General features: G+C 40.4%; 22 protein-coding genes. 10 read left to right on the forward strand and 12 right to left on the reverse strand.

All coding sequences use genetic code 11. The annotated features are described in order from the left end of the window. Position 1 precedes the first annotated feature (1 nt). Positions 2-841 (reverse strand): ABC transporter ATP-binding protein, encoded by an 840-nt coding sequence (locus RHM67_RS14630; RefSeq protein ID WP_322227567.1) that lies wholly within the window; start codon positions 839-841, stop codon positions 2-4. A 357-nt stretch (positions 842-1,198) separates the two neighbouring features. Here RHM67_RS14630 and RHM67_RS20680 point away from each other — a divergent pair, with 357 nt between their 5' ends. From RHM67_RS20680 to RHM67_RS14645, 4 genes are all read left to right on the forward strand, one after another. After that, positions 1,199-1,561 (forward strand): hypothetical protein, encoded by a 363-nt coding sequence (locus tag RHM67_RS20680; protein ID WP_323520435.1) that lies wholly within the window; start codon positions 1,199-1,201, stop codon positions 1,559-1,561. A gap of 531 nt (positions 1,562-2,092) precedes the next feature. Further along, positions 2,093-2,383 (forward strand): hypothetical protein, encoded by a 291-nt coding sequence (locus tag RHM67_RS14635; protein WP_322227568.1) that lies wholly within the window; start codon positions 2,093-2,095, stop codon positions 2,381-2,383. 332 nt (positions 2,384-2,715) lie between these two features. Next, a complete protein-coding gene (locus RHM67_RS14640) occupies positions 2,716-3,825 on the forward strand; it encodes a TlpA disulfide reductase family protein (protein WP_322227569.1) in 1,110 nt (369 codons plus the stop codon). Positions 3,826-4,474: 649 nt separating this feature from the next. Beyond that, on the forward strand, positions 4,475-4,837 hold the full coding sequence (locus RHM67_RS14645) for a helix-turn-helix domain-containing protein (RefSeq protein WP_322227570.1): 363 nt from the start codon (positions 4,475-4,477) through the stop codon (positions 4,835-4,837). A gap of 62 nt (positions 4,838-4,899) precedes the next feature. Here the strand turns inward: RHM67_RS14645 and RHM67_RS14650 are convergent, their stop codons facing one another. From RHM67_RS14650 to mnmE, 3 genes are all read right to left on the reverse strand, one after another. Then, positions 4,900-6,033: a site-specific integrase gene (locus RHM67_RS14650; protein ID WP_322227571.1), complete on the reverse strand. Its 1,134-nt coding sequence runs from the start codon at positions 6,031-6,033 to the stop codon at positions 4,900-4,902. Positions 6,034-6,036: 3 nt separating this feature from the next. Further along, a complete protein-coding gene (locus RHM67_RS14655) occupies positions 6,037-6,594 on the reverse strand; it encodes a helix-turn-helix domain-containing protein (RefSeq protein ID WP_322227572.1) in 558 nt (185 codons plus the stop codon). A gap of 416 nt (positions 6,595-7,010) precedes the next feature. After that, the gene (gene mnmE, locus RHM67_RS14660) at positions 7,011-8,375 is read right to left on the reverse strand and encodes a tRNA uridine-5-carboxymethylaminomethyl(34) synthesis GTPase MnmE (RefSeq protein ID WP_322227573.1); all 1,365 of its coding nucleotides are present in this window, start codon (positions 8,373-8,375) and stop codon (positions 7,011-7,013) included. Positions 8,376-8,536: 161 nt separating this feature from the next. Between mnmE and RHM67_RS14665 the strand changes: the two genes are divergently transcribed. After that, positions 8,537-9,595 (forward strand): nucleoid-associated protein, encoded by a 1,059-nt coding sequence (locus RHM67_RS14665; protein WP_322227574.1) that lies wholly within the window; start codon positions 8,537-8,539, stop codon positions 9,593-9,595. Positions 9,596-9,919: 324 nt separating this feature from the next. Here the strand turns inward: RHM67_RS14665 and RHM67_RS14670 are convergent, their stop codons facing one another. From RHM67_RS14670 to proS, 4 genes are all read right to left on the reverse strand, one after another. After that, on the reverse strand, positions 9,920-10,783 hold the full coding sequence (locus tag RHM67_RS14670) for a TIGR02757 family protein (RefSeq protein ID WP_322227575.1): 864 nt from the start codon (positions 10,781-10,783) through the stop codon (positions 9,920-9,922). A gap of 118 nt (positions 10,784-10,901) precedes the next feature. Beyond that, positions 10,902-12,041 (reverse strand): cystathionine gamma-synthase, encoded by a 1,140-nt coding sequence (locus RHM67_RS14675; RefSeq protein ID WP_322227576.1) that lies wholly within the window; start codon positions 12,039-12,041, stop codon positions 10,902-10,904. A gap of 243 nt (positions 12,042-12,284) precedes the next feature. After that, positions 12,285-12,500 carry a four helix bundle protein gene (locus RHM67_RS14680; RefSeq protein ID WP_322232199.1) on the reverse strand — a complete coding sequence of 72 codons (216 nt, stop codon included), beginning with the start codon at positions 12,498-12,500 and terminating at the stop codon, positions 12,285-12,287. A 95-nt stretch (positions 12,501-12,595) separates the two neighbouring features. Beyond that, a complete protein-coding gene (gene proS, locus RHM67_RS14685) occupies positions 12,596-14,068 on the reverse strand; it encodes a proline--tRNA ligase (protein WP_322227577.1) in 1,473 nt (490 codons plus the stop codon). A 105-nt stretch (positions 14,069-14,173) separates the two neighbouring features. Here proS and RHM67_RS14690 point away from each other — a divergent pair, with 105 nt between their 5' ends. Next, entirely contained in the window at positions 14,174-14,806 is a 633-nt protein-coding gene (locus RHM67_RS14690; protein WP_322227578.1) for a hypothetical protein, read from the forward strand. A 235-nt stretch (positions 14,807-15,041) separates the two neighbouring features. Beyond that, on the forward strand, positions 15,042-16,526 hold the full coding sequence (locus tag RHM67_RS14695) for a hypothetical protein (RefSeq protein ID WP_322227579.1): 1,485 nt from the start codon (positions 15,042-15,044) through the stop codon (positions 16,524-16,526). Positions 16,527-16,616: 90 nt separating this feature from the next. Here RHM67_RS14695 and RHM67_RS14700 read toward each other — a convergent pair whose 3' ends face one another. Beyond that, positions 16,617-17,096 carry a DNA starvation/stationary phase protection protein gene (locus RHM67_RS14700; protein WP_322227580.1) on the reverse strand — a complete coding sequence of 160 codons (480 nt, stop codon included), beginning with the start codon at positions 17,094-17,096 and terminating at the stop codon, positions 16,617-16,619. A gap of 104 nt (positions 17,097-17,200) precedes the next feature. On the opposite strand from RHM67_RS14700, the gene RHM67_RS14705 reads away from it, so the two are divergent. Genes RHM67_RS14705 through RHM67_RS14715 form a run of 3 tightly spaced genes read left to right on the forward strand, consistent with a single transcriptional unit; the run spans position 17,201 to position 19,616 of the window. Beyond that, complete coding sequence (locus tag RHM67_RS14705; RefSeq protein WP_322227581.1) at positions 17,201-17,956, forward strand: DUF4905 domain-containing protein; 756 nt, start codon at positions 17,201-17,203, stop codon at positions 17,954-17,956. Positions 17,957-17,977: 21 nt separating this feature from the next. Beyond that, a complete protein-coding gene (locus RHM67_RS14710; protein ID WP_322227582.1) occupies positions 17,978-18,988 on the forward strand; it encodes a LysM peptidoglycan-binding domain-containing protein in 1,011 nt (336 codons plus the stop codon). After that, positions 18,981-19,616 (forward strand): uridine kinase, encoded by a 636-nt coding sequence (locus tag RHM67_RS14715; protein ID WP_322227583.1) that lies wholly within the window; start codon positions 18,981-18,983, stop codon positions 19,614-19,616. The genes RHM67_RS14710 and RHM67_RS14715 overlap by 8 nt, the downstream gene beginning before the upstream one ends. 153 nt (positions 19,617-19,769) lie before the next feature. Here the strand turns inward: RHM67_RS14715 and RHM67_RS14720 are convergent, their stop codons facing one another. The 3 genes from RHM67_RS14720 to rpsO all read right to left on the reverse strand — a co-directional run bounded on the left by RHM67_RS14720 (position 19,770) and on the right by rpsO (position 22,734). Continuing rightward, positions 19,770-20,039, reverse strand: coding sequence for a hypothetical protein (locus tag RHM67_RS14720; RefSeq protein WP_322227584.1), 270 nt, complete (start codon positions 20,037-20,039; stop codon positions 19,770-19,772). A gap of 148 nt (positions 20,040-20,187) precedes the next feature. Beyond that, the gene (gene pnp / locus RHM67_RS14725; RefSeq protein ID WP_322227585.1) at positions 20,188-22,326 is read right to left on the reverse strand and encodes a polyribonucleotide nucleotidyltransferase; all 2,139 of its coding nucleotides are present in this window, start codon (positions 22,324-22,326) and stop codon (positions 20,188-20,190) included. 129 nt (positions 22,327-22,455) lie between these two features. Continuing rightward, positions 22,456-22,734, reverse strand: a complete 279-nt coding sequence (gene rpsO, locus RHM67_RS14730; protein ID WP_322227586.1) for a 30S ribosomal protein S15 — start codon at positions 22,732-22,734, stop codon at positions 22,456-22,458. Between the last annotated feature and the right edge of the window lie 103 nt (positions 22,735-22,837).

Consider the following 22,837-nt stretch of genomic DNA (forward strand, 5'->3'; position numbering starts at 1 on the left):
ATTATTTGGATGATTTGATGAAGTCTAAAACAGATGTATTGCCGCTGATCACCGCGTTAAATAGCAGCTCCAAGTCTAACTTGCTGAATACGCCCGTTCGGTTTCGAAGGATCGCATTTTTACCACGAAAATCATGCTCTTCGTATAGCACCGATAACCCCTCCGTATCAGGGTAAACCCCGAAAGAAAGCAACTCTACAAGCTCATCAACGGAATGATTAACCACAATTTCGCGGTCGTTTAATATTAATAAAGTATCTATCAGATTATCCAGATCCCTAACTTGATGTGTGGAGATGACAATACAACGGTTTTCGGTCAATACGGATGCGATAAGCTTTCGAAACTGAACCTTGGACGGAATGTCAAGGCCATTGGTTGGCTCATCTAAAATCAGCAGTCCAGTGTTTGTTGCGAGACCAAAAGCGATTAAAGCCTTTTTTTGTTGCCCGAATGATTGCTGGTCCATCATCGCTGCCGGATCAACGTCAAACACTTTCAAATAATGGTAGAAATCTGACTTGCTGTATTTGGGGTAAAAAGTAGCAGTGCTTGCAGCGAACTGTTCACTGGTCAGCGAGGGCGTATAAAGATCCTCAGCTAAAAAATAAATGTCGGAAAGGACAGAAACCGGGCGCTTGGCAACATTAATACCATTATACAGGCAGCTGCCTTTTGTTGGGAAAGCAAGGCCGGTAATATTTTTTAATAAAGTCGATTTGCCGGCACCGTTTTTTCCCAGCAAGCCGTAGATATGGCCTTTCTCCAGTTTTAAATTAAGCCCTTGAAACAAGGGTCTCTTTTTTGCATAGCCGAATTCTAATCCTTTAACGTCTATCATATATAGTGTCTTAGTTACATAGGTCACTACAAAATTATTATATATAATTGAATTTGCAAGTAAATAAATAGGTTTATAAAAAAAGTCATGCAGTCGCTTGCTAACATGGATAAAAAAATCAAATCAGCTTTAAAAAGCTTTCAAGCTACATTAGGTTTATAGTAATTTAACGCCTTTAATAAATAAAAAAAGCAGTGCATTTTATGCAGTTAAATTTAATATACATCGCCTTTTCGTAAAATAACGCTTAAAACAAATAAACTAATGATGAAAACTGCTAATATAAATATGTACGTGTGAGCACCGATAAACAGGTGATGCCTAGCAGATAATTAACAGGGCAAGCAAGGAACCGAATTGTTTACAATAGTTCCTACACATACTCAGTTAGTTGGTGAATTAACTATGCCTTCATATGGTATAGGTAAAGTAAAGGTTGGCCAAGATGTCATTGTGAAATTAGACAGTTACCCATTTCAGGAATTCGGCACAATCCGGGGTAAGGTTAGATCAATTTCAATGACTTCTAACACGACCAGAGGACGCGACAATAGACTAATTAATAATTATTTGATACAGGTTGATTTACCTAGTGATCTTAAAACAACTTATGGCATAAAACTAAGCTTAAATTATGATTTGAAAGGTTCAGCTGATATTATTACAAATGATAAAAGGCTGATCCAACGATTATTTGATAATCTTAAGCCCAATCGATAGCTGTAAAAAAAAATATTTAGATGATACCATCATACGTTTATAAAAAGATTACTAAAATCCTCTAAAGCTATTCAAATTGAAGAAATTCCGTTATTATCAAATAAATAAAGATTTTCTTATTCCTTCACACAAAGCTTAAATTTAAATTCAAAGAGGGTAATTCTGGATAAGCCGATCAACACGTCACAACAGATTAGAGATGATTGAAAATTATTTTTTAGCTGTTATTTTACCAAAAAACGATAACGAATTCAGCATATGATGCTAACTGTCTCGTCCTGGTTTTACTTGTCGTTTTTTAATAGTATTTTGAAAAGACAGGTTAAGTACTCTGTGCCAGATGAAAAATAGAGCATCGTTTTAGGTAATATAGAAGCAGAGAACATAATAACTGTAGTTAGTAACCTTCATTGTCAACCCTGCGGTGTAACACATAAAGTCTTACATGATTGGCTTCTTAACGATCCTAACTTTCAATTGAGGATAATATTCAATGTTGCTAGCAAGGAGACTGACAGAAAAATGGCTATAATGCAGCACCTCATATCTTTAAATGAACTTGAAGATAAAAATAAAGTTAGGGACGCTCTCTATCATTGGTACTCCAATCCTAATGAAGATTATCAATATTGGATCGAGCAACACCCAGCAGATCCAAAGCCGACACAATATTACAAATTGGAAAGACAGCACAAATGGTGTGTTATGGCGGATATCAAATTTACACCGACTATATTAATTAATAATTATCGCTTACCTGATAATTACCTTATTAAAGACATTAAGTATTTAATTGCGGAGCAATTAGATACTTGCAACTAATAAAGGAACATGCACTTTGGTAATACATGTCGCTGAAGGCCGAAGCGATTATCGGTTAAATTTATAATTATGAACAATATAAAATTTGATTTCAGTAACGTCAAAAACGTTTTGAACAGAGAACAAATGAAACAAGTAAAAGGAGGAACGACAACAAAACCTCCGGGATGTGGTGCAAACTCCGGATGCAAAGAGGGATGTGTTGATGCCAATGGTTACTGTAGTACTTGCTGCATAGCATAGAAGCTATAAACTAAATGTATTAATCTGTCATTATTTGATAGATCAGTATATTTAGTTTATAATAATGAAACGGATATAATAGAATTGGTATGAAAAATAGAATTGGTACGAAGACGTTGTTATTGGTGTGCTCTTCACTTTTATCTTTCTATTTTAGTTTCGCACAAAAAGTTGAAAGAGAAAAATCTTTAATTATAGGTGAGATAACTGGAAGCACGGTGAGGGATGATTCTATATACTTTATACCAGCTAACATAAGTGATAAATATTATCAGACACCACAGTTAGCGGCACAAATATTGGATAATAAGTTTACTTTAAAAAACACTTTTAATTATCCTCAATTGTACCGGATAGTGTTCAAAAGTGATAAAAACATTAGAGCATGGAGAGGCGGTAAATATTTCCTAGATGCTTCAACAAAAAGTATAATTATTGATCTTTCTTCCGAAGAATGCAATACAATTGACGGAATAACATTTAAAGAATACAGAAGTAGTTATCATCAGTTCTTTTGTAAGAATCAGTTAATCAATTGTAAAACCGATTCATTATCCGAGATGGTTTTAAACGAAAACAATCTATATGATCAATTATTATTTGATTATACCGTTTTACATCCCGCTTCATACGTTTCTCTTTGGAGTTTAATAGAGAGGGTTGCTTTGTATGGGCACTCAAAAATAAGGGAGCGAACCTTAAATTTATTTTCAAACAGTATTAAGCGACAAATGCTATGGATTGCAATAAACGATGAAGTTAAGCAGGCGAAAATTAAAGAAGGCGGAAAGTTTCCATTAATACAACTAAAATCTGTGAATTTGACGGCCAGCAAGCTAAAATTACCAAAAGCTAAGTTTATACTAATTAATTATTGGTTCAGCAGATGCCGACCTTGTTTGGATGAAATCCCTTCTCTCAAAAAGATTTATAGTAATTTTAAGGCAAAAGGATTTGAAATCGTTGGTTTATCTACTGATAAAATAAAAGACGTCCCGATATGGCAAAGAAGGGTCAAGGAATATGAATTATCCTGGTATCAGTATATTGATGAAAATGGACATGAAGCGAATCAACTGAACGTTAAAAGTTTCCCTACTACATTTCTACTTGATAGTACGGGAACAATTATTAGAAAGAACATGTCAATGAAAGAATTAGATATTTTCCTGACTCAAAATCTTAATTTGAATAATTAATGTAGCCATGTCATTGGGCATACTGTGGCAGACAGCTTTATTTTGCTTGCACATTTTCATTTGGCACATCATTTACAATCTTACTGGGAATCAACTAAATGATTAAAATTATAGATGGGAACCGGTATTTTTTCAACTTTAATTGTTTTCAATAGCAAGGACAAAAAAAGACCCGACCGCGGTACAACAGCTAACAAAAAAACTAATGCCCAAGCCTGACAGGAGAGAAATGAATCTTGAATATAATCTTGAAGAACTATCAAGTAAACTGCTAAAGTAGCTTTGCCGCAAAGTGCTGAGCTTTATTTGTCCTAGTGACAATGGCGTCCAAATCGATCAGAAAAATTTTACTACAAAAAAGATTTTTATCAGCCATGCTTCTTCAGATTCTGCTATTGTCGAAGAAATCATTGATTTGCTTGAAAATATAGGGTTAAGCAATCCACATTGACGTTATAGTGTGTTTCATTTCCTGAAACCAGTCCATTTCCTGAATATAAAACCAATTACATTTACGATAATGCATATCCTCCCCGCAACAGCATATTGAAGTATAGGTTTGAAAAAGTACTTTATAGATTAATAAAATTTTCGGTAGTACCGAAATACTTGTCAAAAGACATGGCAAAAACCCGGCATACTTGCAATAATGGATTCTTTTAATTTCAATGAACTTCCCGAAGTAATCCGTCTATTATTCGAAAAAGTCGAAAAGATTGAATTTATGATAATCAATCTGCAGCCCAAAGAAATAGACGAAAATGAACTAATGGACATTACAGAAGCTGCACAGTTTCTGAAGGTCACAGTTGCTTCGCTTTACACTAAAGTAAGTCGCAAAGAAATCCCTGTAAGTAAACCTGGAAAAAGGCTATATTTTAATCGTTCCGAACTTCAAAACTGGATAAAGCTTAGCCGAAAAAAAACGTCGTTTCAAATCAACACTGAAGCAAATAATTATCAGAAAAGGAACCAGAAAAAGATTAATCACAATCTAGATAAGTTTAGCTAATATGGTTAACGATAAAAGCGAGTGCAAATACAACACTTAGTACCTGTACATTCTCATCCAGCTTACTTATTAACTCTTAACTTACCAAGATCAAGCTTTATCCTCCCGGCCGCTTCTATCTTCATTTTGTCTTTTACTTTAGTATAAATTAATGTTGTTTTAAGACTTTTATGGCCAAGCATTTTTGAAACAGTAAGCAGTTCAGTACCGAATTCAAGCTGAAGTGTGGCATAAGTATGCCTAAAGCTGTGAAAAGTTATGTTCTTAACTATACCGGCATCATTCAACCAAACTTTAAAACATTCACGCATACTGGAATAAGCTAGTCCTGGGAAAACTCTTTCGTTTGGTTCACCACGTTCGCCCATCACCTCAACCGCCTGATCAGATATCGGAAGAATTTCCGCTCCTTCTGTTTTTTCCTGGGTAAACTGGAGATGGTACCTGCCGGATGTACCACGCACTTCCGACCAGCATAGAGTTTGTATGTCAGAGAAACGCAGCCCTGTTAGACCTGAACAAACTGCCGCACTTTTAATTAGTTCAGATTTTGAAGGGGTGTCCACTAAAAGCTGAAATTCATCCAGTTCTAGTTGCTCCCTGTGCGTTTCTTTAAGTTTGATAGGGTCGACTTGGCTGTGCAGGTCGACTGTTAACAGACCCTGTCTACAGGCTCGTTTAAGGGCATTTCGGAATTTGGCGAAATAGCTGGCAGCAGTATTCCGTGAAATCGGCCGACCACGTCGGCTAATACCCGGTCCGCTGAGCATGAAGTTTTTATAATCATCACACATAAATTCATCAAGGTCATTAAAAATTAAATCATGACCTGCAAAAGCGACAAAATATCGGTAAGACATGGCGTTATTATCACATTCCGAACGGGTTTTGTTACTGATAAATTCTTGAAAAAAATCAACAAAACTGGAACTGCGATCCCGATTGGAGACGAAACCATACTTGCGGTTTTGAATATCTAGCAAACGATTAGCCCGAATATTTTCGATTAGTTCATTTGTTTCGGAGTTATGATTTCTTTCCCAGACATTTGAGGGTTTTGAAAAAAGGAAAATATCGAGATACTCATATCTCTGCGGCTTTCCCGTTTTCGGATTCCGTAACGGCGGTGAAAAATCTAAATAAACAGATTGTCGCCCTTTAGTCAGCGTTTTTTTTCTGATGTGTACTTTGGCCATGAATTATAGCTTCATATTGAAAATTGTATCGAGATCCGATTTAGCGACGTAGGTGTATCGACCTTCCTGAAATTTGAATAGCTCGTGTCTTTTAATCATATTAAAAAGCGTTGATTCTGAAATATTAAAAATCTTCTGGGCTTCTGCCATGGTGTAGCATTCGGAAATCGGTAGAGGTTTGAGCTCCTTCAGTTGAACTACCTGAGGCAGCTCAAATAACTTGTCGATATCTTTACGGTAGACAAGTGTTTTTCTTTTAGATAAATTAACAGCGTTTAGTTTGCCGATATTGATCAGGTGATATATCATTTTATCAGACGCGCGAAGGAGTTTAGCCGCATTTTTCACATTCAGGAATTCCCCTTCAGTCGGATCCTTAACCTGCTCACCGATTACTTTTCTAAGCATCTGATCAAGCGGAGCAATCTTTTTGTTACGGCTTCGCAACTTATTATTTTTGCTGTTGCAATCTTTACTGCAGAAGCGTGTTACCGTGGTTTTGGCTGAAAATACCTTCCGGCATTGCTCACAAATTCTGTTTACCGTGAAATTTGAACTCATAACATCATTCTTTTAAAACCGACCAATCGTTAAAATTCCGGCAAAACAATTCCTTGCGATTATTTCGCCTTTTTTAAGTCATTAATAATCAGATTATTATCACCTATTGGCGACATAACCGGCGAGTTAACAACCGATGATATTTTAAATCGATATCGGTTGTAATTTCTCCATTTTTAAGAGTAACTAAGCGTGTTTAAGACGCAATTAGAGTAAATAGGGGTAAATAAGCGCCCTAATTTCTTCCTTGATTTTAATTCTCAAAAAAAATTCATTTTGAGAACCATCTTAGAACCAAATATAAGAAATACATCGCTAATTATCCAAGAGTTTGGACAATCTAAATCACCATAACTTATTAACAATGAGTTATTTACTTGTCGTAAGTTGTCGTAACTTTTGGGTGTTTGTTGGGTCTACTTGCCGATACAAAATTTACTAAAAATATTTTCCAGTAAATCGTCGGTTGTAACCGCACCGGTTATCTCACCTAAATAATGCAGGGCTTGTTTAATGTCCATCGACAGGAAATCGGATGTTACAGTATCTATTCCGGCCAATACCCTTATCAGGGCTTCTTCGGTTTTCTGCAGGGCTTCCAGGTGGCGTATATTGGTTACGAGGGTTTCGTGGCCGGTTAGCTGGTCTTTTATTGCAGTACTATAGATCTTGCTTTTCAGTTCGTCGATATGTTGTTTTTCTTTGGCCGATATAATAATTGCCTTTTCGGTATGCGGCAGTGCCGATATTTGTTCCGCATTTAACAGGTCGGCTTTATTAGCTACAATAAGCATCGTTACGCCAGGCTTTTGCAGGCTTTCTATATCGCTGTTCAAGTCGGCAAGGCTTATTTCACCGGCATCATAAACATATATTAACAGGGCGCTTTGGCTTATCTTTTCCATGGTACGCTGCACCCCTATCTGCTCAATGGTATCTGTTGCTTCTCGGATGCCTGCCGTGTCTATCAGGCGGAAGTTGATACCTTGTATATTCAGTACCTCCTCAATTGTATCGCGCGTTGTGCCTGGGATATGGCTCACTATGGCGCGCTCTTCATTCAAAAGGGCATTTAACAGGGTTGATTTTCCAGCGTTTGGCCTTCCTGCAATAACGGTATTCACACCATTTTTAATGGCGTTACCCAATTCAAAAGACTGTATTAAGCTGCCAATAACGCGGGTGATCTCGTGGGTTAACTTTTTTAACTGATCGCGGTTAGCAAATTCAACATCCTCTTCGGCAAAATCAAGTTCCAGTTCTATCAGCGATGCAAATTGCACCAACTGATCGCGCAGTTGCTGTAACTGGTTACTAAAGCCGCCGCGCAATTGCTGTAAGGCAACCTGCTGCGATGCTTTAGAATTTGATGCAATTAAGTCGGCAACTGCTTCGGCTTGTGAAAGATCGAGCTGACCATTTAGGAATGCTCTTAAAGTAAATTCGCCTGCTTTAGCAGCGCGTGCGCCATTTTTTATAAGCAGCTTAATGATGGACTCGATAATATAATTCGACCCATGACAAGAGATCTCTACCACATCTTCGCGGGTATATGACCGCGGTGCAACAAATAACGAAGCTACTACCTCGTCAAGCTCCAGGCCGCCATCCACAATACGCCCAAAATGAAGCGTATGCGACGCCTGTTTGGTAAGGTCTTTACCTTTCCAAACCTTTTGAGCAATAGTTATTGCTTCGGGCCCCGAAAGCCTGATAACCCCTATTGCCCCTGCCCCGTTTGGTGTAGCAAGCGCTACTATAGTTTCTTCAGTATAGTTCATGGATAATGGTTCATGGTTCATAGTAAAAACCATGAACCGTTATTAATTGCGAAGTTCGTTATTTTCAGTCAATGTTATGTGCACCATATGCCATAAACAATTATCCCGCTATTCCTAAGAACTACTAACCATCAACCAAAAAGTTTTAACTTCGCCACACTATGGTAACTTTTTTTGAAGCTTCGCTCGATACAATTTCTGTACACCACGTGGGTAACCAATCTGCAGGTGAAATGTATGCCTTGTCAGAAAAACCACTGGAACTTAAGGATGAGATCATCCCCAACTTATTGATGCAATACTTTTTAAAACCATTCGAAAAAGTTAACGAGGTTTACCACCTGATGCATAGCAGCGGCGACCTTGCCCTTAACGAACTGCATAATTTTGCTACCAAAGTTTTCGATGATCAGGATAAATTTCAGGAAATGTCTGAGCAGATAGCCAAACACCTCTATAAAGTTAGCACACATCCTAACATTAAAGGCGGCGAACTTTACGTAGTGCACTTTAACAATGTACAAATAGAGGGCAATCCGTTGGATGCTATCGGCATCTTTAAATCTGAAAATAAAGAAACCTACCTTAAAGTATACCCAGACCAGGGCGGTTTCGCGGTAGATTATGAACAAGACGCCATCAACATCAATAAGTTGGATAAAGGTGTGCTCATCTTTAACATTGAGAAAGAGAATGGCTACAAAGTAGTTGTGGTTGATAAAGTAAGTGGCGGGCAGGATGCCGCCGTATATTGGAAAGATGAGTTCCTGCAGCTAAAGATCCGTAACGATAGTTTTAACCAAACCAGTAATACGCTGGGCATCTACAAAAACTTTGTCACCCAAAAGCTTGACAATGAGTTTGACATGAGCAAGGCCGATAAAATAGACCTATTGAACCGTTCGATGAAGTACTTTAAAGAAAAAGAGACCTTTGATTTGGACGAGTTTAGTGAAGAAGTTATCAATAATCCTGAAGCCATCGCATCCTTCAAAACCTTTAAAAGCCAGTATGAAGAGGAATTTGACACCCCGATAGCTGATAATTTTGAGATCTCCGGCAATGCCGTAAAAAAACAAGCCCGCATCTATAAAAGCGTTTTAAAACTTGATAAGAACTTCCATATTTATATCCACGGCGATAACAAGCTGATTGAAAAAGGCTTTGACGACGACAAGGCAATGAATTATTACAAGGTTTATTTTAAAGAAGAGGCATAGATCACTGTAATTTATCGCTGCCGGTTGTAGTTAACTGTTTACAAAGTGGTTGTATAACGCAAGTGTATGTTCACTTTTGCCGGTTAGAAAATCGGATAGATGGTGTTCTTCTGTGGTTGCCATATCATTTATATTTCACATCAAGTTCTTCTTCAATTTCAATCCAATTGCGTGCTGTGGTTTTGCCATCCAAGAAATCCTGTTTTATTTCAATCAGAGATTCTATTTCTGCTTTATAAAAAACTACTCTTTCCTTTCTTCGTTTGCGTTTACAGAATTATCCATAAATAAATATAGAATACATTGTCTTGAAATGGTAATTCTTTAAAACTCCGGCAATATCCCCTCTAATCCCCAACGCTCTTCTATACCTAAACCAAATAACGCAAAATCGTATTTAACGGGGTCGAGCGGGTCAAGTTCGCGGAGGTAGTGTGTTAGTTCGAGGGCGGTTTGCCAGTCGGTTTGTTTGCGGGTAATGAGTTTAAGTTTGCGGGCTACACGGTCTACATGCAAGTCGCACGGGCAGATCAGGTCAGCAGGTTTTAATTTATTCCAGATGCCAAAATCGACACCATTATCATCCTTACGTACCATCCATCGTAGAAACATATTCAGCCTTTTACAAGTGGATTTTTGTGATGGCGACGAAACATGCTTTTTTGTACGGTGCGGAAAATCTGGCAGGGAAAAGAAATAGGAACGGAAATGGTTGAGGGCAGCTTCGGCTTTGTTTACCCTGTCATTCTGGGCATCGCGAAGAATATACTCGCTGTTAGATCCTTCACTATCATTCAGGATGACAAAAGGCTTATTTGAAGGTAAAAACGCATCTTCCAAACTCTCAAAATTCTCATAATGCCATCTAAAGAACGAGATGAAATACAATGTATCTATATCGTTAAAGGTGCGGTGCTTAAAATGGAGTAGTTTCTTAAGGTCAGGTTCCTCGTGATTGATGATAAAATCATAAGGTGCGCCATCCATCAGGGTGATGAGCTCCTTGCATTTATTAATGATGGTAACCCTTTGTCCCCATGCCAGCGTTGCTGCCCAAAACCCCATGATCTCTATATCCTGCTTTTTACTGAACATATGCGGGATGCTCACCGGATCATTGGCAATAAACTCCGGGCGGTTGTATTGGGCTACTTTTTGGTCGAGGAAGGCTTTGAGGTTATCGTTCATGCTAATCAAAAAACGCCATTGCGACTTACGAAGCAATCTCTTAAAGCAAATCGGTTATGCAAGGTGTATAATTGTCCTGAAGAGATTGCTTCGCAATGACGCGTGGGTTTTTATTGGTCTAAGCCAACGCTTGTTTCAAATCCTCTAACAAATCCTCGATATCCTCTACCCCTACACTTAGGCGTAGCAGGTTATCTACTACACCTGCTTTGTCGCGTTCGGCTTTGGGGATACTGCCGTGCGTCATGCTTACGGGGTGGTTTATTAGCGATTCTACACCGCCTAATGATTCTGCCAAAGCAAATACTTTAAAGGATGACGCGATGCGGAAAGTTTCCTTTAAGTCTGCATCTTTTAAAACGATAGAGATCATGCCGCCAAAATCGCGCATTTGCTTTTTGGCAATGTCATGATTTTTAGAATCCGGGAAACCGGGCCAATAAATTTTCTCAACACGTGGGTGGTCTTTCAAAAACCCGGCAACCTGGCGGCCGTTCTCGCAATGCGCTTTCATGCGCAAGTGCAGGGTTTTTATCCCACGCAATACCAAAAAGCTATCCATAGGGCCTGGCGTAGCGCCGCAGGCATTATAGATAAACCAAAGCCTTTTGTAAAGTTCCTCGTCGTTCAGCATCAGGGCACCCATCACTACGTCGCTGTGGCCACCAATATATTTGGTAACAGAGTGCATTACTACATCGGCACCAAGGTCGATCGGGTTTTGCAGATATGGCGAGGCAAAGGTGTTATCCACCACAAACAATAAATTATTAGCCTTACTGATCTTGCCTATCGCCTCTATATCCACCACCTGCATGGTTGGGTTGGTTGGGGTTTCTATCCAGATCAGTTTGGTTTTATCATTCACATATTCGTTGATAATGTCTGGGTTCGACAGATCAAGAAAATGGAATTTGATACCATAGTTAGCGTAGATCTTGGTAAAGATGCGGTACGATCCTCCATAAAGGTCATTACCCGTAATTACCTCGTCGCCCGGGGCAAGCAATTTCATTACCGCATCGGTTGCGCCCATACCGCTTGAAAAGGCAAGACCGTATTTGGCATTTTCCAATGCAGCCAAACAATCCTCCAGCGCTTTGCGGGTTGGGTTTGTACCGCGCGAGTACTCGTACCCCTTATTATCTCCCGGCGATTTTTGCCAGTAAGTTGATGTTTGGTATATCGGCGTCATGATAGCGCCGGTAGTTGGGTCGGGCTCCTGCCCTGCGTGTATTGCTTTAGTTCCGAATTTCATGGGATGGTAAATGGTTGGTTATGTTAAGCGGTGAGTGGTTGTCTATATATGAATGATCGAAAATTTCAACCATCACTAATCAAGTACTCACTACCCAACTGTTTTCTACTTTTTAAATATTGAATATATCCGTTTATCAATTTCAAACAGCTTTCGTATTCTGATTTGAAACAATTGTAAAACTTCTTCTATAATAATTTCCTCATCTAACGCGATAATTAAATGATCCAGGGTTTCGGTTAATTACCCTCTTGCAATAATACAAAACCGGATGTGATCCTGATAATGAAAACGGCCATGCCCTTCTGCCAAATTATTACCAATAGAACGGGAAGAACGTATAATTTGGTCTGCTAATCTAAACTTTTCTTTACCCGGAAATTTCTTTATAAGATCAGAAACCAAGTTTCTGATCTTGCGTGACTGTTTCCTTGTTTCAAGTTCAGTAAAAGATGCAATATCGTTAAATGCTTTTGTTTGTTATACTGTTGTTGACAAGGTAAGTGCAGCTAAAAACCACTCACCACTTAACTCAATCAACCACATACCAGCAATTAATATGCTCTCGCAAACAACACCCTCTGTGTCGACGGATTACCCGTCAGGATGCATTTGCCTTCTTCCTGTTTATTGTTCAAAGGTATACAACGGATTGTAGCCTTAGTTTCATCTTTTATCTTTTGCTCGGTTTCTGATGTACCATCCCAATGGGCAGATATAAAGCCCGGCTGCTCATCTAACAGGCGCTTAAACTCGTCGTAGGTATCTACCTCGGTAGTATTCTCCGCACGGAAATTTGACGCTTTGCTGTAGATGTTCGCCTGGATCTCTTCTAATAAAGCCTCGATGTGCGCGGCAAGGCCCTCCTGGTTTACCGTTTCTTTGGTTTTGGTATCGCGGCGGGCCAATTCAACCGTACCGTTCTGCATGTCGCGGCTGCCTATGGCAACGCGCAATGGCACGCCTTTCAACTCGTATTCGGCAAATTTGGCACCGGGGCGGTGGGTATCGCGTTTATCAAATTTTATGCTGATGTCTTTAGCACGCAATTCTTTTGTTAACGCGTTTACAAACGTGGTGATGTTTTCTAACTCTTCGTCGTGCTTGTAAATCGGTACAACAACAACCTGTATTGGCGCTAATTTTGGAGGCAATACCAAACCGGCATCATCAGAATGTGCCATAATAAGCGCGCCTATTAAACGGGTTGATACACCCCAAGAGGTCGCCCAAACAAATTCCTGTACGTTTTCTTTATTAGTGAACTTTACATCAAATGCTTTAGCAAAGTTTTGCCCTAAAAAGTGAGATGTACCTGCCTGCAAGGCTTTACCATCCTGCATTAAAGCCTCTATACAATAGGTGTCTAACGCGCCGGCAAACCTTTCGTTTGGCGTTTTACGGCCTTTTACAACCGGTAATGCCATCCAGTTTTCGGCAAAATCTGCATAAATATCCAGCATTTGCTCGGTTTCTGCTATAGCTTCTTGTGATGTTGCGTGTGCGGTGTGGCCTTCCTGCCACAAAAACTCGCTGGTACGCAAAAACAAACGGGTACGCATTTCCCAACGCATAACGTTAGCCCACTGGTTAACTAAAATAGGCAGATCACGGTAACTTTGGATCCATCCGCGGTAGGTATTCCAGATGATGGTTTCTGATGTTGGGCGGATAATTAATTCTTCTTCCAGTTTTGCATCTTCATCCACAACAATATTACCTGTTCCATCGTTCTTGAGCCTGTAGTGCGTAACTACGGCACATTCTTTAGCGAAGCCCTCTACGTGGGCAGCTTCTTTAGAGAAGAAAGATTTTGGTATAAGCAACGGAAAATATGCATTAACATGCCCGGTCTCTTTAAACATTTTATCGAGCACGGCCTGGATCTTTTCCCATATAGAATAACCGTACGGTTTAATGATCATGCAACCTTTGACAGGCGAATATTCGGCCATGTCAGATTTAATTACTAACTCGTTAAACCATTTCGAATAATCTTCGTCTTTACTAATAACACCTTTGCTCATATATTGATTTTTGGAATAGAAATTGACTTTGTTATTAATATTAATAACGCCCAAATTTATAAATTTATACGTTTATTTGACCTTAGAACTTTACATCCTTACAAAATGAATAGGAATCTTATTAAAGGAATGATTTTGATTGGCGCGGTAGCGCTGAGTTCCTGCTCCGTTAACCGAACTACATCCACATCTAAAAGCAACAACGACGACGTTTATTTCTCGCACGCGACAGCTGCAGAGGAGCCTGTTTACATTACCCGGAACGACCAGTACAACCAGGATGGCGACGACCAAACCGACGAAGACGATTATTTTTACTATGACGATTATGCATCGCGCATAAACCGTTTTGGCTATTACTCACCTTTCGGTTATTATGATAACCTGTATTATGGCTATGGCGGCTACGGCGGCCTTGGTTATGGCTACGGCGGCGGCTTGAACATTGGCTTAGGCTTTGGTTACGGCAGTGGCTTTGGTTACGGCGGCTTCGGCTCGCCATGGTATGGCGGTGGCTTTGGCTACGGCGGAGGTTTTGGCTATGGTTACCCGTGGGGTGGTTATGGTTACGGCGGCTTTTACTCTCCATACTCGTTCTGGGGAACAGGCTACGGTTATGGCGGCGGCTTTGGGGGGGGTACTCTGCTTACCGCAGCAACCCACGCCCATACAGGGGCAATGGCAACCAGGGCCGTACCGCATTTGGCGGCCGCGGCGGTACCAATACAAACGGTATAGGTTATATCCCAAACAGGGGGTCTCGTGGCGTTAGCAGTAATGGTAACAATGGGTACAAGGATGCACGTGCAACACGTGGCGTACGTACCGATAGGCCTACATACCAACCAAGCGTTGAACGCTCTGCACCTTCATCATTTGGTGGCGGCGGCGGTGGCGGCCGTAGCTCTGGTGGTGGCGGCGGTGGCGGCAGACCCGCAAGGAACTAAGTATTAACATCAACCTAACTCATTTTATGAAATTTAAATATATACTAAGTGTAATTGCTATAGTAGCATTTACCCAAAATACTTTTGCCCAATACTCGCAGGATGCCGTAAGGTTTTCGCAAACTACAACTGGTACAACATCGCGTATTAAAGCAGTTGGGGGCGCAGGTACTGCCGTTGGGGGCGACTTAAGCAACGTTAGTGGTAACCCCGCAGGCCTGGGTTTTTTCACCCGTTCGGAGTTTAGCATTACCCCGGGTTATGATAATAACAAAACAGAAGCTAATTATTTAGGTAATAAAACAACTACAACCCGCAACAACTTTAACTTAAACAACGCGGCAATTGTAATTTATAATCAGCTTACCAAACCGGCCGGTGCCGATAAAAACAAAGGCTGGTTAAGCGCTAACTATGGTGTAAGTTTTAGCCGTACCAATAATTTCAACCAAAATATTCGTTATAGTGGTAATAATGGGGCTAATTCTATCAACAACTACTATGCATCGCAAGCAAACCAGTTTGGCATTGGCGCGGGCAGTTTAGCAGGCTGGGCATACGATCATCAATTGATCGATAGCTATGGTTTAGCAACAGTTCCCCCTTCGTCTGAGTACAGAGCCAATAACGTTGGATCAACTGCCCAGGAAGCTATTTTTAACCGTTCGGGCAACCAGTCGGCTGTTGATTTTTCGGTTGGTGCTAACTATAGCAACAAGTTGTACTTAGGTTTTGGCTTAAGCTTTACCGATATTAAGTATAACTCTCATAACACTTTTTATGAGGATGGCAATGCATCAGTTATAGAAGGCGGCTTACCAGTAAACCGTGCTTACAGTTCGGCTTACTCACAAAACCAGGCTACCACAGGTACAGGTTTTAGCGCTAAACTGGGTGTTATTTACAAACCGGTTGAAGCTGTGCGACTTGGTGCAACAATTACCTCGCCTACATTTTATAATATAGATGATGTTTACTACGAAGGTTTATCATCAAAAGTGGGTACAAATGCAACAAACAATAATGCATCTGATGATTACCAATTAAATTATAACCTGCGTACGCCATTAAAACTGGCAGGCGGCGCATCTGTATTCATCAAAAACTTTGGTTTTATAACCGGTGATGTGGAGTATGTTGATTATAGCACTACCCACTTAAGCAGTAATAACAACTATAATGCCGACCGCAAAGATAACCCTGACATTAAAGGGTTATACAAATCGGCCGTTAATGCACACATTGGTGCCGAGGCACGTATAAACAGTTTCTTTTTACTACGTGGTGGTTACGGCATACAGGGCGATGCCCGTAAAGACAACGGCAGCGATATTGAAACCACAAGTGGTGGTATAGGCCTGCGCTTTGGTGCATACTATGTTGATGCTACATACGCACACTCTACCGGCACACAAAACCTATTCCCTTATGATATTGGCGCGGGCAGCCCTGCAGCCATGTTAAGGAATACCGCTAATAATGGTTACTTAACTTTGGGATACCGCTTCTAAGATTTGAGACAGAATCTGCACGAAAAAAGGCGATGAGTTTTACTCATCGCCTTTTTTGTTATTCATTAGATCAGAACTAATCTCTAAACTCTAATCTTCATTAACAAAAGACCTTAGCATCCAGGTATTTTTCTCTTTAAATTGCATAAAGCGGTTCACCATATCATTGGTACCATCATCGCCTGCATCAGCGGTAATGTCTAAGATTTGGCGTTCCATTTCTATCAGGGCAGCCATATCCTCAATAAGGGCTTTAACCATGTCGGTATCTTTTAAGCCGATGGTTTGGATCTCTTTAAGGGTTGATTGAGAGATATAATCGTTAAACGTGCTATATGGTGGCTTGCCTAAAGTAAGGATCCGCTCCGCCAGTTCATCAATAGTGGTTAGGGCTACGGTGTAAAGTTCTTCGAACTTTACGTGCAATGTAAAAAAGCTTTTGCCTTTAACGTTCCAATGGCAACCCCGTAATTTTTGGTAGTGGATATGGTAGTTGGCAAGCAAGTCGTTCAGGTGGTCAACTACGGGTTTTACTTTTTTTTCTTCTAAGCTTATTTTTTCAGCGTCCATGATGTGTGTGTTTTTTTTGTTGTGATAACAGTTTTTTAGCGGTCTTTGTTTCCCAAAATTAATATGTTTTGATATAAATAGCCATATTTGCACACTTAATGACAATGCTACAACCATTTATCTCCCAAGCCTTAAATGGCACCGTTTGGCGCCTGCAAATTGATGGGTTAACAGATACCATGGCCATCGAGATCCGTAACGAAACGGATAAGCAAACGAGCTTCACATCGCTTAATTTAGAATCCGGCGAAGTGCATTTCACCTCCTTTACCCTACCCGAGCGCTGGCTCACCGGCATCGAAGCTGTTTATAATAGCGTGATACTTTTACACTACTACAAACACGAAAGCGGCCCCGAGCACAAAGCCATTATTGCCATTGATGCCACCACTTCAAAAGAACTTTGGAGTAACTACAGTCTGGCGTTTGATCATCTTTCTATCAATGGGCCGGTTGTTTATAATACCAGCTTCCAGCCAAAAAAATTAATACTGATAGATGTGCTTACCGGGCAAATTGTAAGGGCTTCTGATGTAACTCAGGATAAACCTTTGGAGAATAATATAGTCGTACCTGTGATGATCCCCCCCGCAGACATGGTTCCGGGCACTTTGCCCGATGAGCCTTACGGAAATATGGTGCATTACCTAAACCATAATACTTACAGAATTGTATCTTTGCACACTTTAAAAAACGGGGCTTTACAACAGCACCTGTATATTATGGATGGTACTGATGTGGTTTACCACGATTTATTGAACCAGGATATACAAAAATTACAACCCGAGGCGTTTGTATTACATAAAAACGCACTGGTTTATATTAAAAACAAAGCCGAAATAAAGGTTTTAAAAATATAAATTACTGAATAAGAATTTATTATGAAATTTAAAATACTAATATTATCCACCGTTCTGCTCAGCATAAGCTCTACATTATTTGCATCAGCCCTGCCCGATTCCGTTGGTGTTGAGAACCTGAATGGTAAAAAAGTTATCCTGCATAAGCTCGATCCTAAAGATAATTACTACTCGCTTAGCCGTAAGTATGGTGTTAGCCCAAAGGTTATCCAAACGTTTAATAATAATGCCAAAATGCAAATTGGCCAGATCATTAAAGTACCTACCGAGCGTTCTATCATGGAAACAACCAAGCCTGTAGTTACAGCGCAGGCCCCCGTAGTGCAGCCGCAAACTAAACAGGTACAACAAGCACCGGTTGCCACCAAACCGGTAGAGCCGGCACCTGCTAAAACGCCCGTTTTAACCCAACAACAACCGGTTCAAAAAGACGAGCAGAAAGCCGTTCAAGCGCCTGCTAAAACCCCAGGCACACAGGAATATAAAGTATCGGCGCATGAAACCTTGTATTCTATAGCCAAGCGTTTCAATACAACCGTTGAAGCGCTTACCACCCTAAACAAATTAAAATCGACTACGCTATCACCCGGACAGGTTTTGAGTGTACCGAATGGCACAACTGCCGCTCCGCAAGTGCAGCCTGTTGTTGCAACTGACGCCCATGTTGATACCGTTAAACGCGATTCAACTTATGTTGCTTCTCCTATCGATAGCGCAGCGCACAAACCGGGTAGTAACAAATACGGCCTATTCGAGAAAAACGAAAAAGGCGTAGCCACCTGGATAGATGACGCCAGCCTTGACCCTAATAAGAAACTAGTTTTACACCGCACAGCCCCTATAGGCACTGTTATGCGCATAACCAACCCAATGAATAACCGCACCACCTTTGCTAAAGTAGTTGGCCGCTTTACAGATAGCCAATCTACCAAAGACGCGATAGTAGTGATGACCAAAAATGTTGCTGAAGCATTAGGCGCGCTAGACAAACGTTTTCATGTAAATATCAGCTACGGTACACCTAATGAATAAACCTTATGTAATTGGCGTTGCCGGTGGCAGCGGATCTGGTAAAACATTCTTTTTAAAATCCTTCCTGGAACACTTCAGCGATGACGAGGTTTGCCTGGTATCGCAAGATGATTACTACTTCCCCGTGGCGCATAACATGACCAAACTGGAGAACCGTGATTATAACTTCGATTTACCATCAACTATAGATCATGACCACTTTGAAAATGACATTTTTAAGCTATTGAAGGGCGAATCATTTATGAAGCAGGAGTATACTTTTAATAACCCTTACGCTATCCCCAAAATGCTGGAGATAAAGCCCGCATCTATTATTATTGTGGAAGGCCTTTTTATCATGCACTTCGGCAAAATTAAGGATGTACTTGATATGACCATATTTATTGAGGCCGACGAACACATAGCCCTGCAGCGCCGCCTAAAGCGCGACCTGGAAGAACGAGGCTACTCTAACGAAGATGCATACTATAAATGGGTAAACCACGTTGTACCGGCTTATAAAGAATACCTGTTACCCTACCGAGATATCTGCAATAAGATCATTATTAACAACACCCAGGAAGCGGCTGATATCATTAAAATAACGGACGAGATCTCGCAGGAACTGCGTGATAAGGTTTTAAGATGAGTGAAAGGTGAAAGGTGAAAGGTGAAAGGTGAAAGGTGAAAGGTGAAAGGTGAAAGGTGAAAGGTGAAAGGTGAAAGGTGAAAGGTGAAAATCGCTTTGCGATTTTCCTTATCAATCGCTAAATCAAAAATTCACTAACTCACTAATTAAGTATCAATCGCAGTTGAGCAGCAGATCGTAATACTTTTTCATTAACACGGTATCGTAATTCACAAGGGAGTTGTAAGCTTCGGTAACCAACTCATTCAAAATAGATGAGCCGAGCTGCCCCGCGCCATTTGTAATGGAATCGTAATAGGTAATAAGCTCTTTAACCCTAATAATTTCGTACAATAACTTTTGGATCAGATCAGTTTGCGCACCGGTCTGTATCCCATGAGAGTTATTGAGAAAATCTAAAGGATCGTTGGTGGTATTTGTCATTTGCAAAATTAGGACCGGCTTTAGTGTTTCTCGAAACTTTCTATTCTTAACTTAAGAAGACAACCAAAGGCTATAACTTGTTTTAATATTTTTTGACTAAATAGCAAAACCCTCTAAAAGAGGGCTTTGCATTATAAAAAAAGTCTGATTAGTTGTTATCAGTAGGCTTGCTATCCGGGCGAGGCAATAAAGCCTTGCGCGATAGTTTCAATTTACCTTGCTTATCAACATCAAGTAGTTTAACACGTACTTCGTCGCCAACGTTAAAGATACCATCCATGGTTTCGATACGGTGGTGGTCAATTTCAGATATGTGTAACAAACCATCTTTACCCGGCATAATCTCAACAAATGCACCAAACGGCATAATTGATTTCACTTTACCTTCGTATATCTCGCCAACTTCCGGTTTAGAAGCAATAGCGCGAATACGTGATAAAGCCGCGTCGATAGCGTCCTTGTTATCACCAAAGATCTGAACAATACCTTGTCCGTCTTTTTCTTCGATAGAGATAGTAGCACCTGTTTCGCGCTGCATTTCCTGGATAATTTTACCGCCGGGGCCAATAACCGCGCCAATAAATTCCTTGTCTATCTTGATCATTACGATACGCGGAGCGTGTGGTTTGTAGTCCTCACGTGGTGCGGTAAGCGTTTTGGCCATTTCGCCAAGAATATGTAAACGGCCATCTTTAGCCTGGTTTAACGCATTGGTTAAAACCTCGTATGATAAACCGTTTATCTTCAAGTCCATTTGTACAGCAACAATACCGTTTTTAGTACCTGTTACTTTAAAGTCCATATCACCTAAGTGATCTTCATCACCCAAAATGTCAGAAAGGATAGCATATTTAGTACCCATTTCGTTTGTGATCAATCCCATTGCAATACCAGATACCGGGTTGCTGATCTTAATACCTGCATCCATCAAAGCCAATGTACCGGCACAAACCGTAGCCATTGATGATGAACCGTTAGATTCTAAAATATCAGAAACGATACGAATAGTGTATGGGTTTTCTGCCTCGGCAGGTAAAACACGTTTTAACGAACGCATAGCTAAGTTACCGTGCCCAATCTCGCGACGGCCTGCACCCCTGTTAGGGCGAACCTCACCGGTTGAAAAACCAGGGAAATTGTAGTGTAACAGGAATTTTTGGTAACCATTGATGAACGCGCCATCAATCATTTGCTCATCATCCTTAGCACCTAAAGTAACGGTGGTTAATGATTGTGTTTCGCCACGGGTGAACACGGCAGAACCGTGTGCAGATGGTAAGTAACCAACTTCGCTCCATATCGGGCGGATCTGGGTAGTAGTACGGCCATCTAAACGTTTGCCTTCGTCTAATACAAGGTTACGGATAGCATCATACTCCACATCGTGGTAGTATTTTTTAGCTAATGATTTAGTGATATCATCAATCTCGCCTAAAGTAGCGATGTAAGCATCTCTAACTTCTTTAAACTTAGCGGTACGCTCATCTTTACCTGATGCCGCACCTGCAATAGCGTAAACCTGGTCATAAGTAGCAGCATAGATGGCTTTTTCAAGCTCGTCGTTACTATGCTCATGGCTGTAAACGCGTTTAACAGTTTTGTTAAGCTCGGCAGTTAATTCTTTTTGCGCTAAACATTGTACTTTAATAGCAGTGTGTGCAAATTTAATAGCTTCAACCAATTCGGCTTCCTGTATCTCTGCAGATTCGCCTTCAACCATGTTGATATCGTGCTCGCTACCGGCAACAATAAACTCTAAAGTTGCAGTCTGTAACTGGGTTAAAGTTGGGTTGATAATTAGTTTACCATCCACTTTAGCAACACGTACTTCAGATATAGGGCCATTGAATGGAATGTCTGAACAACTTAAAGCGGCAGAAGCAGCTAAACCAGCAAGGCAATCCGGCATAATATCTTTATCGGCAGATATCAATGATATCATTACCTGTGTATCCGCATGATAATCATCCGGGAACATTGGGCGCAATGCGCGGTCAACCAAACGAGAGATCAAAACCTCATAGTCTGACAAACGTGCCTCGCGGCGTAAAAAACCACCCGGGATACGACCCGTGGCAGCGTATTTTTCTTGATAATCAACAGAAAGAGGTAAAAAATCGATACCTTCTTTTGCTTCCTGCGATGATACTACCGTAGCTAATAACATGGTATCACCCATTTTAATTACTACAGAGCCATCGGCTTGTTTGGCCAGTTTACCGGTTTCGATCTCAATGGTGCGGCCGTCACCTAAATCAATTACCTTTTTAATTACGTTTAAACTCATCTTGTTTGTTTTGTGGTACGCTTTTCATCTTTCGGAGCGCACCGGTTTTTATGTGTGTGTATAATAGTTTCAAAAGTAAAAAAGCCATCCTGCAAATGCGGACGGCTTTTTTTAAAAAAATAAGAAAAGTTATTTGATGATATCCCTAAGCGCTAACGCTTTGATGATAGCACGATATCTTTCAATGTCTTTTTTGAACAGGTATGCCAACAAACCGCGGCGTTTACCTACTAATTTTTGAAGCGATAACTGGGTTGAAAAATCATGTTTGTTCTTTTTCAAGTGACCGGTTAAATGCGCGATGCGGTAAGTGAATAATGCTACCTGACCTTCGGTTGAACCTGTGTCGGTTACACTTTTACCATGTTTTGCAAAGATCTCTGCCTTTGCTTCTTTACCTAAATACATTACGTGAATAATATTAAAGCGTTAATAACTTAATTAATTGGGTGCAAAGATACGGTTTTAATTGAAAAGTAAAAATGATTTTTGAGAGGTTGGTGAGTGGTTG

The sequence above is a fragment of the Mucilaginibacter sp. 5C4 genome, from assembly GCF_034345625.1.
GTDB lineage: Bacteria > Bacteroidota > Bacteroidia > Sphingobacteriales > Sphingobacteriaceae > Mucilaginibacter > Mucilaginibacter aurantiaciroseus.